Origin of the sequence: Mesorhizobium sp. BAC0120 (assembly GCF_033542235.1) — a bacterium.
GTDB lineage: Bacteria > Pseudomonadota > Alphaproteobacteria > Rhizobiales > Rhizobiaceae > JAWRCU01.
Window position 1 is genome coordinate 137,213 of sequence record NZ_JAWRCU010000001.1, and the last position, 15,588, is coordinate 152,800.

A 15,588-nucleotide genomic window follows, 5' to 3' on the forward strand; every position below is an offset into this window, starting at 1 on the left:
GGGCCCATTACGAGAAACGAACAGTGCATTGGGTGTTTGGCGCTGTCGTCACGGTGAGTTCACCGCGAAGCTGCCGCGCGAGGCCCTGGACGAGCCTGAGCCCGGACGAGCGGTGGCGGACCGCGGCCAGATCGAAGCCCGGACCATTGTCTTCGACAAAGATCCTGAAAGCCTCACCATCACGCCGCAGGCCGACCCGGATCGTGTCGGCTGCGCCCGAGGTTCCGTATTTGAGAGCGTTGGTCAACAGTTCATTGAGAATCAGCGCCAACGGCATGGCGGAATCATTGGGAAGCTCAGCGTCATCCATCTCATACGCGATGCTGACGTCTTCCGGAAAGGTTTGTCGTATCGTCTCACAGACAGCGCGCAGGAAATCCCCCGCGTTGAAGTGGGTCGAGTTGACTGTGCCATATAGGACCTGCTGGGCAGCGGCCATTGCTGCAACCCGATTACCCGCTTCACGAAGGATGTGTCGCGCCTCTTCATTTCCGGTCTTCTGGCCGGCCATTCTCAGGAGCGACTGCAGCATTTGCATGTTGTTCTTCACGCGATGATTCAACTCGTTGAACAGCAGCCGCTGCTGTGTTTCAGCCTGCTTTCGTTCGCTGATGTCGACGAGCATGTTGATGCCGCCGACGATTTTTCCGTTCTCGTCGCGTAGAGGCGTTGGGTAGGGGATAAAGGGGATACGCACGCCGTCGGGGCGTTCGGCGACAGCCTCCATGTTGCGTATGGAACGCCCCTCCTTCAGAGCGATCGCCATCGGGCATTCGTCGTGCGGCAAAGGCGTGCCGTCCGGCCGATACAGTTTCCAGGTAACGCACCATTCGTCCTTGCCGATTTCCGGTGTGCGCCCGGAAAGCTCGACCGCAGCCTCGTTGAAGTAGGTTATCTTGCCTTCAGCGTCCGTGGTGTAGATGGCTGCCGGAATGGCGGCGAGCAGGTCTTTCAATTGGCGCTCATTGGCGCGCAGCTTGGCTTCGGCAGCCTTGCGGTCGGTGATATCGCGCGCAATCTTCGAGGCGCCCATGATGCGGCCGCGGCTGTCGCGGATCGGCGAGATAGTCAGGGAAATGTCGACCAGGCTGCCGTCCTTGCGGCGACGGATGGTCTCGAAATGGTCGACATTCTCGCCACGCCGGATACGGCCGAGAATCTCCGGCTCTTCCCCCAGCCGTTCGTCCGGGATCACCATCGTGATGTTCCTGCCTATCGCCTCATCTGCGCGATAGCCAAACAAGCGTTCCGCGCTTGCGTTCCAGGTCATGATGGTGCCGTTGAGATCTTTGCTGACGATGGCGTCGTGAGAAGATTCGACGATTGCGACGAGCTGGCTGGCTGCACGTTCCGTCCTCTGACGGGCATCTTCGAGGCGCACTCGGTCCAATGCAAAGCCGAGCTGTCGAGCGACGGTTAGAGCAAATCGGAGCTCGGAGTCCCTGAAGGCGTGTTCACTGTTATAGTAGGTCATGAATTTGCCGAGCAGCTGACCTCCCGAGACGATGGGAATGAACGCGAGCGCTGTAATTCCTTCGCCGCGAATCTTGGCTTTTAGCGACTCTGGCAATTCGCTTCGTTCGATATCTCCTATCGTGATGGGATCGGGCTCGGTTGTGTCGAGCGACCACGGAGAATGGCCTTGCACTGCCTGCTGATAAAGCTTCGACAAGTTGCGAACGGCCACGAATTTGAGCACGCCAGCCTCGTCGAACCGCAAAATCGAGGCGCGATCGGCATGCAGGGCGCGCATGATTGTGTCGAGCGCGAGCTCGTAAATCTCAGCCAGGTTTTCTGCGCGCTGCAGCCCGTCAGTGAATTCATAGAGCGCAGCTTGCTCCTCCATGTGCCGGACCAGGGCGGCCTCGGCCTGCTTGCGTGCTGTGATGTCGTTTTGCACACGCACCGCATGCAAGAAGCGGCCCTGCGCATCTCTGACGCTCGAAGATGTGACGGCTACCCATATCTTCGTGCCGTCCTTGCGGAGAAAGCGTTTCTCATGCCTGTAGCAGTCGATTTCACCTCGCACCTGGCGCTCGAACTCGCGCAAATCGGTCTCGACATTCTCCGCCAATTCGGGATCGAAGACCGACCTGCCGATCAGCTCTTCGGGTGCATAGCCGAGAAGCCCGGCCAAATGGGCGTTGGCACGCTCGATCTTGCCTTCGGCGTTGACCTCGGCGATGCCGATTCCCGCCTGGTGATAGGTTGCAGCTAGCCGCTGGTCTTGTTGCTTTATGATCTCGTCGGCCTGGCTCCGGTTCGTGATGTCATGGAGACAGTTGATGGCGCCGATGACTCGGCCGTCTTGGTCTTCGATCGGCTCGATATCGACCATCGCCGATATCGATGATCCGTCCGGCCGCTCGATTATGGTTTCCGCGCCCCTGACAGGAATACCGGTACGGAGCACCGTGGCCATCGGAGTGTCGCCACGCGTGATCTCGCCCATCGAAACAGAGCTTATGAGTGCCGTATGGAGTTCGTTATCAGAGCCGAGCACGGGTGTCCGCCCCCACAGCTCGACGGCACGCTTATTGAACCAAAGCAAGCGCCCTCGCGCATCGCAGGCATAAATTGCGACGGGCAGCTTTTCGATAAAATCCGGAGCTGACTCTAGGATCGGCACGGTTTGAGGGAGATGAACGATCCTCTCCGAGCCGACGACATTTCCGATACTCATCAATCCCCTTCTGCGCAAAAAATAGACTGCCGCGAGCCGGACAACGAAACCGAACGGTAAAAGTTCCAATCGGTTGAGCTGGCTGGGCACGAGCCGCAGAACCCGCTCGGCTGCCCAAGCAGGAGATCTGGCCATCGAAGCCAAAAGGAAAGATCAGCAGTCGACAACTGGGTCGGGAAGCTTCGTAAGCGCAGATCGGATCTCAGAGACGCGCTGTTCGACCAGTCTGATCTGGATGCGCAGGTGCTCCGATTCCGGGCCGCGGTGACTGTCGAAAGCCTCTTCCAGTCTCTTCAGTTCTGCGCGTGCGTGTCGCAGCTCCTCCAGATGCACAGCTGACGAAACAGGTTGCCGGTCGGCGGAAGGTTTGAAGGTAATTTGCATAAGTCATTGACCATCATTGAGCCGGCGCAACAACGCGGCAATGGTAAGCAGGTTCCAACATTTCTAGCAAGGTAACCTGTATGTCAGGCGGGACACGGGAAGCCCGCCCATTTTCGCAAGCTGGACAGGTGCCCGCGTCGATGAGTCGATCTTAATGGCCCGGCGCGCGGACCTTATCAACTGCGCCCCGGCTCACCCGTCACGCGCCAGATCACATCGCCCACATCGTCCGCGACCAACAATGAGCGGTCGGGACCGATAGCAACGCCCACCGGCCGCCCGTAGGATGCACGCTCATCCGGTGAGAGGAAACCCGATAGTATGTCGCGCGGTTGCCCTGCGGGGCGTCCATTTTCGAAAGGTACGAATACGACCTTGTAGCCGCTCAGCTTGCTGCGGTTCCACGAACCATGCTGCCCGATGACCATGCCGTCGGGAAAGCCAGGAAGGGTGCCTGCCGGGAGCCAGCAGAGACCAAGCGAGGCCGTGTGGCCGCCCAAGGCGAAATCCGGTGTTATCGCTGTCGCAACCAGGCCCGGGTTCTGCGGCACGCGGTCGTCCACGATCCTGTCCCAATAGCAAAAGGGCCATCCGTAAAAGCCGCCGTCCTGCACGGATGTCAGGTAGTCGGGAGGCGTCTCGTCTCCGAGACCATCGCGCTCGTTGACTACCGTCCACAGCGTGCCGGTCTTCGGCTCCCAGGCCATCCCCACCGGGTTGCGCAGTCCGGAGGCAAAAATGCGGCTTTTGCCGCTCTCGAGATCGAGCACATGGATCGCGGCACGCCCCTCTTCCGCTTCCAGGCCGTTGTCGCCGATATTGCTGAGGGAGCCGACGCCGACGAAGAGCTTCCGTCCGTCGGCACTAGGCAGCAGGCTGCGCGTCCAGTGCCCGCCGGACTTGAAGTCGACCAGCTTCCGGCCGCTTGCGCGAATGCGCGTCTCTCCTGTCGCGTAAGGAAACGCAACCACACCGTCGGTATTGCCGACGTAAAAGGTATCGCCCAGCAGCGCCATGCCGAAGGGCTGATTTAGCCCGTCGAGGAACACCTCGCGCATCTCGGCTACGCCGTCGCCGTCGGAATCGCGCAACAGGCTGATGCGATTCGGGCTTACGCCGACCGCGGCAGCGCGTTTCATCGTACTGAACATCGCGTAGTCGAAGATAGAATTGATGCCGCCCGGTACGCTCAGCGCCTCGGCCGCCAGCACGTCACCGTTCGGCAACACGTGGATCCAGCGGGGATGCTTCAGGCCGGCTGCGAAGGCGTTCACTCGGAGCCCCGGAGCGGCAGTCGGTGTTTGCCCTGCGGCCCATCCCTTCGCCGTCGGCATCTTCAGCGTCGGTATGCCTTGCGGCCTTGCCGCCGGGATCCTAGGTGCGCTCCCATAGGCCGGCTGCTTCTCGCCTTCGCGCCCGTGCCGCCAAAGGATCGCCCCGGCGCCGATCAGGGCGACCGCGCGCGCGAAGATGCCGGACATGCTCATTGCTTCCCTCCAGTTGCGCGCACTCAGACTACATGAGGCAACGAGGGCGTTATATCGAAGATGCAGTGTCTGACCGTCAATCGGCTATTCCAGCCTGCTTGGTTCGGCCACCCAACAAAGTCGAGGAGATGCGACAACGACACTTGATGCCGCGGCTTCGCCCGCGCCTGACTGCTCAGTGGTACGGCCAATAGAGCGGGGTGACGATGACCGTCACGATGAGCGTCCAGATCAGCACGACCAGGCCGAGGCGCCAGAAGTCACCGAAGTGGTAGCCGCCCGGCCCATAGACCATCAGGCTCACACCGTTGGCGAACGGGGTCAGGAAGGACGCGCTGGCTCCCATCGCTACGCTCATCACCATCGGCAGTGCCGAGACCTCCATGTCGCGCGCCGCCGCGAACGCGATCGGCATCATCACAAGGGCCGTCGAGGTGTTGGAGATGAATTGCGTGATCAGGGTCGCCGCAAGGAAGATACCGACGAGCACGGCGGTCGGACCGAAGTCGCCGAGCAGGTGGACGATGTGATTGCCGATCATCTCGGCGGCGCCGCTCTTCTCCATGGCGTGCGCGGGCGCGATCATGGCGCCGATCAGCAGAACGGTGTTCCAGTCGAGCCCGCGATATATCTGCGGCACGCGCACGACGCCGGTGATCACCGTGAGGCAGGCGCAGAGGAGGCACGCGATCGGCGCCGGTATGATGTTGAAGACCAGGAGCACGACCAGCAGCGCCAGGATCGCGAACAAGCGCTTTGCGCCCCGGCCGAGCGCGACTGCCTGCATACGGATCTGGTCGGGCGAGTCGATGACCAGCAGCTGGGCGCTTGACAGGTAGCGCTCCAGGGCCGGCCAGCTGCCCTGCAGCAGCAGGTGGTCGCCCGAGCGGAGGGTGAGCCGCGGGCGGACCAACTCGGCCCCGCCGCGCTGCACCGCCAGCACCATCACCTCATGGTCCTGGCTGGTCATGCCGGGGAAGACCGTGCTCCCGATCAACGCCGACCGCTCGGGGACGACGACCTCGGCCAACCCGGAGTTCCGCGAGAGGAGTACGTCGCCCAGAGCCGCTTTGTCGCCGTGCTCGCGCACCTCCAGCCGCAGGTCGGCCGCCAGCCGGTCGACCTCGCGGCCGTCGCCGCGGACGAGGATCAGGTCTCCGGCTTCGAGCCGGTCGCGCTCGAGCGGCTGACCATCCTTCTGATTGAGGAAGGCGACAGCGCGCACACCAGCGTACGCGCTGAGATCGACGGCCTTGCGCGACGTACCGATGAGGGGTGAGGTGGCGGGCACCGCCAGGCGGTGCAACTCGTGCTCGAGCTTGTAGTGTTGCACAAGCGTGTGGGCGTGACCGCTGAAGTCGGCCAGGATCGCCTCGCTCTGCCGCTCAGGCAGCAACCGCTTGCCGAGCCAGACGACGATGATGATCGACCCGATGAGCTGCGGTATGCCGAGCACGGACCACGCGAAGAAGCCGATGTGGCCGGCGCCCAACTCCTCGGCCTGCGTAGCGGCGATGACGTTGACCGGTGAACCGAGCAAGGTGAGCTTGGCACCCTTCAGGCAGGCCAGCGCGAGCGGGATCATCAGCTGCGACGGCGCGATCCCTGTCCGGACCGCGATGATGACGGTCACCGGCAACATGGCGGCGACGGCCCCGTTCATGCCGATCAGCCCGCTGAAGATCGCGGCCACGACCATGAGTGCGACCAGCAGCGTGGTTTTGCTGGCGCCGCTGAGACGCAAGAGGAGCTGGCCCGCCCAGGTGCCGACCCCCGTCGTCTCGACAGCCACCGCGAGGGCAAGCAGCGCGGCTATCAGGATCACCACCGGGTCACCGAAGCCGGTCAGAGCCTCCGGCATGGTGAGGACACCGGTGAAGTAGAGCGCCAGGGACGCCCCGATCGCGACGACGACCGCGGGCACGGGGTTCCAGGCGAACAGCAACAGCGCTAGGCCAATGATCGACAGCGTGATCGCGATGTCGTTCACGGGGTCACCCTGGTTAGCCAGCGTGGCGACTCGAGCGCCTGCTGGATGTCATGGCTGACGTTCAAAGAGTTCAGTGCGCCGACATGAACATATTCCATGGTGCGCTCCCTTCTGCTCCCGTATCGTTATTCCAGCGCTCAATAGCCCAGGGCAGCACCGTCGCCGCGCGGATCGGCGCCGCCCTCGTAGAACCCTTGCTCGCGATTGACGCGAATTGCCTGCGCGTGTCCCAGATTGTCGTTCCAATCGGTGACCATCTGAACCGGCTGCCCTCGCCTTTTCAGCTCGCGTGCAACCTCATCCGAGATGCGGCCTTCGAGTGACAGATTGCGCGTGCGGGTGCCCCAGGTTCGGCCCATCAGCCAGCGCGGCGCTTCGATCGCCTGCTGGACGTCGTAGCCGAAATCGACGATGCGGGTCACCATCGCGGCCTGCGACTGTGGCTGCCCCTCGCCGCCCATCGATCCATAAGCGAGGTAAGGCTTGCCGTCCTTTGCGAGCAGCGCGGGGATCAAGGTGTGGAACGTACGTTTGCCCGGATGCAGACAGTTGGGGTGCTTCTCGTCCAGCGCAAAAAAGGCGCCGCGGTTCTGGAGCAGGATACCGGTGTCGCCGCCCACCACGGCGCTGCCGAAGTCGTGGTAAATTGACGAGATCAGTGAAACGACCATTCCGTCCCGGTCGGCGGCGCAGAAGTAACACGTGTCCCCTTCAGGCGCCCGCTTTTCGTGCGGATGCTCAAAGGCGATGCCCGGCGGCACTTGGGCGATATCGAGCGCCCGCTCGGGATCTATCAAGCGACGGCGCTCATCGGCATAGGCCTTGCTGATCAGCTGCTGCACCGGGATATTCACGAAACTCGGATCGGTGAGCCACTCCTCTCGATCGGCAAATGCGATCTTAACGGCCTCGGCCATGTGATGATAATAGTCGGCCGTGCCCTCCCCCCAGGCGACGACGTCGTATCCTTCAATCAGGTTGAGTATCTGGATCGCGGCAAATCCTTGGGTGCTAGGCGGTAGCTGGTACACCTCATAACCACGATAGCTGCCCGTGATCGGCTCAAACCATTCTGCGTGGAAAGCGTCGAAGTCTTCGGCTGCCAGGGGGGAGCCCTCTGCCTGCAGCGCCGCACAGATGCGTTCGGCAATGTCACCTTCGTAGAAGCCATTCCTCGCGCCCTGGCTGGCGATCTGCTGGAGTGAATCGGCAAGATCGGCTTGAACCAGCCGCTGACCTTCACGAGGAACACGCGCGTCAGGCAGGAAAATGGCCGCGGTCGCCGGGTAAGCGTCCAGAATCGGTTCGTCCTGCGCGGTCCAGTCGGCGAGCGAACGGGTGACCGGCATACCTTCGCGCGCATACTCGATGGCAGCCTGGAACAGCTCGTCCCAGGCAAGCCGGCCAAAACGTTCATGTGCCAAACGCCAGCCGTCGATTGCGCCCGGCACGGTCAGGACACTGAGCGGGCCACGCGCGGGAATTTCGCCGTCCTTGCTCCGTGAACGATAGTAGTCGAGCGTTGCCGTGCGCGCCGATGGTCCGCTGGCGTTGATGCCATGTACGCTGCCGGTCTGCGGCTCCGCGATCAGCCAGAACCCGTCGCCTCCCAATCCCGCCATGTGGGGGTAGACGACGCACAGCACGGCATTGGCCGCGATCGCTGCATCGACGGCACTACCGCCATGCTGCAGAATGTTCAGCCCCGCCGCGCTGGCGAGATAGTGCGGCGTCGAGACCACTCCGTGCGACGCATATGTCGGGGGACGGCCTGTACGGGGACCATTGGGATGACTCATCATCGCCTCCTGTCTGTCAGTACCCGGGGTAAACCGCTGCGGAAGGCATTGCCCGTCCGCAATCAACAAAGATCGTTGCCCCTGTGCGGCCTACGATGTCCGATCGTCGAACTCCATGCCGACGTCCCTGACCGTGTCACCGGAGTGATCCATGAAGCGGGTCCAAATGGGCAGCACACCGCCCAGGACGAGGCTTACAAGACCTATCCACCACACGAGGTTGCTCCCGCCGGTCGTGCCAAAGCTGATGATCGGGAATGCGGCGAACAGCAGCAGCAGCGCCCAAGTCTCCGCTTTCAGCTTTCTATCCATGGCGCCGTCCGCTTATCGAGCAAAAACAACCAGTGCGATCGTTGCCACGCCGGTCAGGATGGCGACGATCACGGTCCAGGGCAAGGTGATCCGCAGAACCGCTCCTTCCTGGCCACTTGCGCCGGCGACGCTCGTGCCCAGCACGATGTTGGCGGGCGCGATCGCGTTGCCATAGGCGCTGCCGGCTGCTTGCGCGGCAATGATGGTCTCCCTGGACATCCCGTGGAGCTGAGCCACGCTGCTCTGCACACCTCCAAAAAGCACGCAGGAGGCAGTGCTGCTCGACGTCATGAAAGCGCCGAGAGCGCCGATGACGCTGGCGACGCCGGCATAGACCAGCGGTGGAGAGACGGCGGCAATGCCGTAGGCGAGAGTCAAGATTTGGCCGCTATGATCCAGGATACGGCTCGTCACCAGGAATGCGATCACCGGCACCGAAGCCGGCACCGCATCGACGAGCAGGGCAGACCAGATGCTTTCCGGCGTATGGCGCTCCGCCCAGGCGCGATAGTAGCCGCCCGCCCGGTACACGATCCAGACGATCACGGAGGTGATCAACACCATCATCCCCGGATGCGTAAAGACCGTAATAGGCGCGTAGCGGTCGATCGCGGCGTTGCGAACCCCAAAGCCGGTCTCAACGGCGGGGAATGGCAGCCCGACCTGAAGCCGCCTCATGAATTCGTTGATCGACGGAATGAGGAGGACGCCGAGGGTCACGGCGGTCAGTACAAGATAGGGCAGGAAAGACATGGCCAGCCCCATGACCGGCGCCGCCTCGCTCTCTTCGCTGACTTGCCTTTCCACCATGGCCGGCCGGTTGGTGATGCCCTGGACTGGATCGCCGTATCGCCTCCAGCGCGACAATGGATAGAGTGCCAGCAGCGCCACGGCTCCGGCCAGGAAGGTCGACAGCTCGGGGCTGAAGAGTGCAACGAGCAGTTGTCCGACCCCAAGAATGGTGCCGAGGATCAGCACCAGAGGCCAGGCGTGGCGCACCGCCGGTCCCCTGCCGTAAAGCCACACGACAAGGAAGCCGGCGAGATAGGTCGGTATGAGGATCAGCAGTGACGATTCATAGGCGGCCCTGACGACGTCTTCCACACCGGAGACTCTGAGCAGCGCCAGCCATCCGACCCCAAGCGTGCCGAAGAACCTCGCCCAGGCATGTGCGAGAACGCCCATCGCTACGGCATAGACCGGCTTCACGCCAACCGTGATCAGCAGCGGCACGACCACGGCGACAGGGGCGCCAAAGCCGACAATGCCCTGCAGGAAGGAAGCAAACACCCAACACAGCGCCAGAATGATGAACAGATCGTTGCGGCTGAATCTGGAGATGCCTTGCCGCAGCGCATCGTAGGCGCCGGCCTGCTTGGTGATCTGGTACAGGAGCAGCGCCGGCCAGATCACATACAGGATGAAGATGGCGTCCCATACGCCCTTCGCGCCTGCAACCGCCAATGTGTCCCACGGCGTTCGAAAGGCAAGCAGTGCCACGATGCCCGAAACGAACATCGCCATCGGCCCAGCTTCCGGGGCGCGCCAACGCAACGGTACAAGGAAAACAAGGAGCGCGACGATCGACAGTATCGCCAGCACCCAGTGCAGAAGATCAACAGGGACCTGCGCCGTCTCCATGCGTCCCTCCACAGTACGCGATCACCAACTCGCCGGAGGTCCGGGGGGCTGATGCGCTATTCAAGGGCAAATAACGTGAACGGCTTCCTTAACAGAAGTAGTATTGCCTCGGAGAGCAATAAATTGCAAGTGGCTATAACCGCATCGATCCAAACTTTTGCCGAGCAAATATATCATCGCTCTGCTTTTATAAACTAATTTCGCGAATAGATGCACATGCCATGCGCTATGCAGGACTTGGGGGTGGCGTAGCAGGCGGTCCCATATCCGGGGCGGCACCTGGAATGAATGTTCAAAATCTATGAATTTGTTGGCTTTGCCCTTCTACAAATCGGAAACGAAGCCCCGCACCGGCCGAGCATGGACTCCTCCCGCTTCACCGGCAAAGTGTCCCTCCGGTCAAGCCGTGAGCTTCAGCGCCTTGGATATCTCGTCGAGCGTCGCCTTCTCGGCATCGCTGACCTGGACGCCGCCGAAGCCCAGGAAACCGCCTTCGCTGGACGCATTGGCAACGCGATCACTGATCTGATGGAGCCAGGTCTTGAACCCTGCAGCGTCATCCGGAGCCTTCGTGTCGACAATTGCTCCGGCCTGTGCAAGCGCCTCCAGGATAATTGGCTTCATCTCGGATGCGCTCTTTCCCGAGAGCTTGCCCTGAATCGCGCTGCGTGCCGCGGAGCGCCCCTCGGACGTTTCGAAGTCGGAAACGACGGACTTGATGAGAGCGTTGGCGTTGGGGTCTGATTTAGCCGCTACAAGCGCACTGCCGCTCGCCAGCCCTTCCTTGGTCATGCCGATCAGGCCGCTTGGGTCGGCAAGCGTGACGGCCATTCCGGCCATCATCACGCTGCCGAGCACTTGGCCCCATTCCTCCGCCGTGAAATCTGACTTGGTCGCCATGGGTGCTCTCCATTTTGAGGGAAAGGAAACCCCGCGGCACAATGCTTGGCCGCGCCCATCGCCAGACGTATTGTGAGCCTGACCAAGCTTTGAGACAAATAAACTTATGGACATGCGCAATTCCTTCTCGATGAACGCCCAAGTCGAATGAAAGCGACACATGTCAACGACGATCTCGGTTCTCGGTGGAGTAGGCCTTTTCCTGCTTGGCATGAGCATCATGACCAGCGCCTTCAAGGCATTGGCCGGCTCGGGGCTGCGCAAAACGCTGCGGAAGGCGGCTGCTACTCCAGTTTCAGGCGCCTTCTGGGGCGCTTTCGTTACGCTGATCGTGCAGTCGTCCAGTGCTACCACGATGACGACCATCGGTCTTGTGAGCGCGGGATTGCTCACCTTTTCCCAGGGCTTGGGACTGGTCTTTGGCGCAAACGTTGGCACCACGGGGACAGGCTGGCTGATTGCGCTCATCGGTGTTCGTGTCTCGCTCACGGCCGCCGCGCTGCCGATGATCTTCATCGGCGCCTTGGTCAGCCTGTTGGGCCGTGGCCGCCTGTCGGCGGCTGGTGGAGCGCTCGCAGGCTTTGCCCTCGTGCTTTTCGGATTGACCACACTGCAGCAGGGTATGGACGGACTGGCCGAACAGTTGCACCCGGCAGACCTTCCCGCAGTCTTTGGCCCAGGCGTCAGTTGGTGGTCGAGCTTGCTCGGCGCAATGGCATTGATCGTGTTTGGACTTGCAATGACGGCGGTGATGCAATCGTCGACCGCGGCGGTCGCGGTAACGCTATCGGCGCACTACGCAGGAGCCGTTGGACTGGACCAGGCTTGCGCCCTCATCATCGGGCAGAACATCGGCACGGCGACAAGTTCCGCCCTGGCTGCCATCGGCGCAAGCAGTACCGCCAAGCGATTGGCTCTCGCCTATATTCTGTTCAAGCTGATTGCGGCCGTGATTGCACTGGCGCTGTTTCCAGTCACCAACGCCCTTCTCATTCGCGCCTCGAAAACCATCGATGGCGTGACGCTTTTGGCTGCCTATCACACTGCCTATAACGTCGTTGGCGTTGCCGTGCTGCTGCCGCTCATCGACAGGTTCACGAAATTCATTGAGCGAATTCTGCCGGAGCGTCGGTCACCGCTTATGCGTAGCCTCGACCCGGCAGCTCTTGTGACACCGATCGCGGCTGAGGAAGCGGTGCGGCGAACGGTTGCGCGCTCGCTTGGAACCATGTGCCGATCGATCGACGTGGCGTTGACGGCTGGGAACGATGGACACTCACCACGTGGCGAGCGAGATGCAGCATCACTGATGGCGGCCGTCGATGCGTTGCGCCAAGCGCGGGAATTCATGCAGGAGGCGAGCGGCCCACCTGAATCGGAGGAAGAACAAGGGCGACTGACCAGCACACTGCATGCGCTCGATGAAGCCTCTCGACTGGCCGAGGTCGTTGGCGCGAACGGCGAATTTGAACTGGCGCCTGGCGAGCCTGAAATTGCGCGCGCTGCGGAACTCTGCGCAATGGCCATGCGCAATGCAGTCCTGGTGGCCGATGAAGTGGGCGCGCTGCCGGGCACCCAGCGCGAGGATGCCGCGGTCATGGCGCTCGATAGCGGCAGGAACGTCGCAGCAAATAGCGCGTCTATCGATCAAGCAATTCTCCAGCTTGAATACTACGCGAAAACACTTCGCGAGTTGCAGCCGGCCCACCGCAAGGTGACGTTGAGTTCGGTAGCTGCTGGAGCGGTCAGTGCAGACGAGGCGTTCGCTCGTGTCGACACTGTCCGGCGCCTTGAAGCGCTTGCGCGTCACTCCTGGCTCTCGGCAGCGCATCTCGTCGAAAGCTGAGCATAAAGCTGCCGCATGATGGGCCGCCCTGCAACTTATCTTGAACGCGCGCCGCTCCAAGCGGGCACGCTCCGGCTAGACAGTCGCTATTTCAGCTTGGGGCTTCTGTGCCCGCGCGACGATGATGATGCCGACGAGTGAGACAGCCAGGCCAAAGACCATAGCCCAGGACAGCGGTTCACCGAACATGATCCAAGCCCAGATCATGACGACTGGCGGGCTCAGATACAGGACTGCTGTGACCCGAGCCGGAGACGACTTGCGGAGGGCCAGATAATACAGGCCCCACGCGCCTATCGTGGCAACGAGGACCAGCCAAACGATTCCACCGATAAAGCCCGGTTCAGGGATCGGAGCCACGCCACCTTCGTGCCAGGCGAACACGGCAAAGATTGCCGCCGCCGAGAGGCATTGGATGCATAGCTTCTGATGCACGGGCATGAAGTTCGTCGGGCTGCGCTTCAAGAGCAGCGTCGCCATCGCAAGCGACAGAGTTCCGGCGACAGGCAGGGCGTACGCCCAGACTGGCACGTCGCCCATATTTATGGACCGGCCGGAGGCGATCAGCACACCCGCTAGACCTATGAACGAGCCGATCCACTGCTTCGTCGTAAGGGCTTGTCCAAGGACCGGCCACGATAAGAGCGCGACCGCGAGTGGCAGCATGTCCGTGATAAGGGCAACTAGCCCGGTGGGCACGCCGGAGGAGATCGCAAGCGCGAACGCGCCCAGATATGCCGACATCGCAAGCGCGCCGAAAAGCATCTGGGGCAGAACGTGCTCCCGGCGCAGCTTAGGGCCGACGGTCAGTGTGAAGGGCAGCAGTACAAGTCCGGACACCAGGCTGCGCCAAAGCAGGATGAGGAAGATTGGCGCATGATCGCTCGCAAAGCGAATGCCGATGAAACCGGCGCTCCAGCAGATCACCAGAACTGCTTCCAACAGGACAAGGAGCGCCACAGCAAGCAATCCGCTTCGGGGGCGGCCGGACGACAATATTGACACTTCGCTCATCGCGGCGGGCCTTCGAGCTGGTCGAGCATGGACACGGCAATCCTGTGCGCTGTTTTCAGTCGCCCATCGTGTCCGTCGAGGGCAATGGCCATACCCAGGCCACCGCCTCTCCCTCAAACGCGACATCCAAGGTCGACTTTGCCCAGAGCACTTGTGGGATCGAGCGACACGACGGCAGGTCCATCAGCCGAAACTGAGCCGCAGCAATTTTGCGCGCGAGGCCCCGCCTCCAACTACGCCAAAGTTAGATCTGCTTCAGGCCTCGAGCACATAGCCTCAATGACTCACCTTCTCCGCCTTCTCCAGCTCTTCGAGGAGCTTGGCAAGGCGCCGAGGAGTGTGGGGGTCAACGCGAAGGTCTAATACCGTACGCAATTGCCGGCGATTGGAGCCAGTGGCGATGAGCCTCTGCAGACCAAGGGCCACCGACCGTTCTGTTTCAGCGTCAGTCATCGGACTGCTCCGCTCTCGACGTGTTGCAGCCTTAACAAAAGATAATGCGGATCGTTCCCTGTCTGTGGCGCCCTCCCCTCAAAAAAGCTGCCGGTACCGGTCGGCTTCCTGCGGCAATTCCTCTTTTGGAACAAATAGCGAACAAATCTGGCCGACACCTATTGACCGGGCGAGGAATAAGCTCCTATTTCCTCCCGATGCCTGACACTGGAGGAAGACGGAAGCGCTATGCGCGGGGCTGGAAACTGAGCAATGCCCATGAGACGGGACAGCTCGTACGTATCTTCTGCGGCATCTGCTGTAAAAAGCGCTGGTACCTTCCCGACGACCTCAAAAAGCTGATAGGCGACGTCGAAGCCGACGACATTCCACGCCACATGCGATGCGAGAAGGGACACGACAAGGAATATCTCCAGGCCGAGTTCCGTTACCTGACGGCACGGGAGCGGCAGACGATACGCGTCAGGCGGCTGGCAGAAGTCAGGATTGTTCGCAGAGTCATCTGGACGGATGAGGACTAGAAAGGCAGGCGATCAGCTCGCCGCACCGCGGTCCCAGGCGGCGAGCCGACGCCAGCTTCTGGGCAACTGCCGGGGGCCGACAGCAACCCTGGCGCGCTCATCCTTTCCTGCCCCTGTTTCAGAACTATGGCGCTGCAGAGGTCTTCGAGCAACAAGCTGGATACAGGCGAGCCACGAGAGGTGCAAGGAAGCCTTGTGGTCATGCAGAAACGGATCAGCAGTCGCCGGCCTCTGAGCCGACGTCTCCGAGGTCGGCGGCAACCGCTATCCCTCCTGCTTTCTACTGATGAGCATCCAACAGGAGGGAGCGACCGTCCTTCAGCGCGATTTCCTCGATGAGCCCCTCCAATTCAGGCCCTACCGGGCAGTCCGGCATGACAGCCGCAACCGCTTTCGAAAGCGTCAGCGACCGAAATGCATCCCAATCTCGAGCGGCTACGAACATACGCCGGACCAACTCGGTCAGGCGGAAACGCTCGTACTCTGTCACGACAACCTCCCTGTTGCCCCCGATTGCCGATCAGGGGCACGAATGGTGGCGCCGTGCTATCACATATG

General features: G+C 61.7%; 11 protein-coding genes. 2 read left to right on the forward strand and 9 right to left on the reverse strand.

Going from position 1 to position 15,588, the window contains the following annotated elements; all coding sequences use genetic code 11:
• Nucleotides 1-7: 7 nt before the first annotated feature.
• From SAZ10_RS00635 to SAZ10_RS00665, 7 genes are all read right to left on the reverse strand, one after another.
• Nucleotides 8-2,683, reverse strand: a complete 2,676-nt coding sequence (locus SAZ10_RS00635; protein WP_318607227.1) for a PAS domain S-box protein — start codon at nucleotides 2,681-2,683, stop codon at nucleotides 8-10.
• A 560-nt stretch (nucleotides 2,684-3,243) separates the two neighbouring features.
• Complete coding sequence (locus SAZ10_RS00640) at nucleotides 3,244-4,554, reverse strand: sorbosone dehydrogenase family protein (protein ID WP_318607228.1); 1,311 nt, start codon at nucleotides 4,552-4,554, stop codon at nucleotides 3,244-3,246.
• A 175-nt stretch (nucleotides 4,555-4,729) separates the two neighbouring features.
• Nucleotides 4,730-6,544, reverse strand: a complete 1,815-nt coding sequence (locus tag SAZ10_RS00645) for an SLC13 family permease (protein ID WP_318607229.1) — start codon at nucleotides 6,542-6,544, stop codon at nucleotides 4,730-4,732.
• Nucleotides 6,545-6,681: 137 nt separating this feature from the next.
• Nucleotides 6,682-8,346 carry a gamma-glutamyltransferase gene (gene ggt / locus SAZ10_RS00650; RefSeq protein WP_412535149.1) on the reverse strand — a complete coding sequence of 555 codons (1,665 nt, stop codon included), beginning with the start codon at nucleotides 8,344-8,346 and terminating at the stop codon, nucleotides 6,682-6,684.
• 87 nt (nucleotides 8,347-8,433) lie between these two features.
• Nucleotides 8,434-8,655, reverse strand: coding sequence for an EmrB/QacA subfamily drug resistance transporter (locus tag SAZ10_RS00655; protein WP_318607231.1), 222 nt, complete (start codon nucleotides 8,653-8,655; stop codon nucleotides 8,434-8,436).
• Between the two features lie 12 nt (nucleotides 8,656-8,667).
• Entirely contained in the window at nucleotides 8,668-10,296 is a 1,629-nt protein-coding gene (locus SAZ10_RS00660; RefSeq protein WP_318607232.1) for an L-lactate permease, read from the reverse strand.
• Nucleotides 10,297-10,695: 399 nt separating this feature from the next.
• The gene (locus SAZ10_RS00665; protein WP_318607233.1) at nucleotides 10,696-11,196 is read right to left on the reverse strand and encodes a hypothetical protein; all 501 of its coding nucleotides are present in this window, start codon (nucleotides 11,194-11,196) and stop codon (nucleotides 10,696-10,698) included.
• A gap of 160 nt (nucleotides 11,197-11,356) precedes the next feature.
• On the opposite strand from SAZ10_RS00665, the gene SAZ10_RS00670 reads away from it, so the two are divergent.
• Nucleotides 11,357-13,042, forward strand: coding sequence for a Na/Pi symporter (locus SAZ10_RS00670; protein ID WP_318607234.1), 1,686 nt, complete (start codon nucleotides 11,357-11,359; stop codon nucleotides 13,040-13,042).
• A gap of 75 nt (nucleotides 13,043-13,117) precedes the next feature.
• On the opposite strand, the gene SAZ10_RS00675 is transcribed toward SAZ10_RS00670, so the two are convergent.
• Nucleotides 13,118-14,056: a DMT family transporter gene (locus tag SAZ10_RS00675; RefSeq protein WP_318607235.1), complete on the reverse strand. Its 939-nt coding sequence runs from the start codon at nucleotides 14,054-14,056 to the stop codon at nucleotides 13,118-13,120.
• A gap of 650 nt (nucleotides 14,057-14,706) precedes the next feature.
• On the opposite strand from SAZ10_RS00675, the gene SAZ10_RS00680 reads away from it, so the two are divergent.
• Nucleotides 14,707-15,030, forward strand: a complete 324-nt coding sequence (locus SAZ10_RS00680; protein ID WP_318607236.1) for a hypothetical protein — start codon at nucleotides 14,707-14,709, stop codon at nucleotides 15,028-15,030.
• Nucleotides 15,031-15,310: 280 nt separating this feature from the next.
• Here the strand turns inward: SAZ10_RS00680 and SAZ10_RS00685 are convergent, their stop codons facing one another.
• Nucleotides 15,311-15,520 (reverse strand): hypothetical protein, encoded by a 210-nt coding sequence (locus SAZ10_RS00685; RefSeq protein ID WP_318607237.1) that lies wholly within the window; start codon nucleotides 15,518-15,520, stop codon nucleotides 15,311-15,313.
• Between the last annotated feature and the right edge of the window lie 68 nt (nucleotides 15,521-15,588).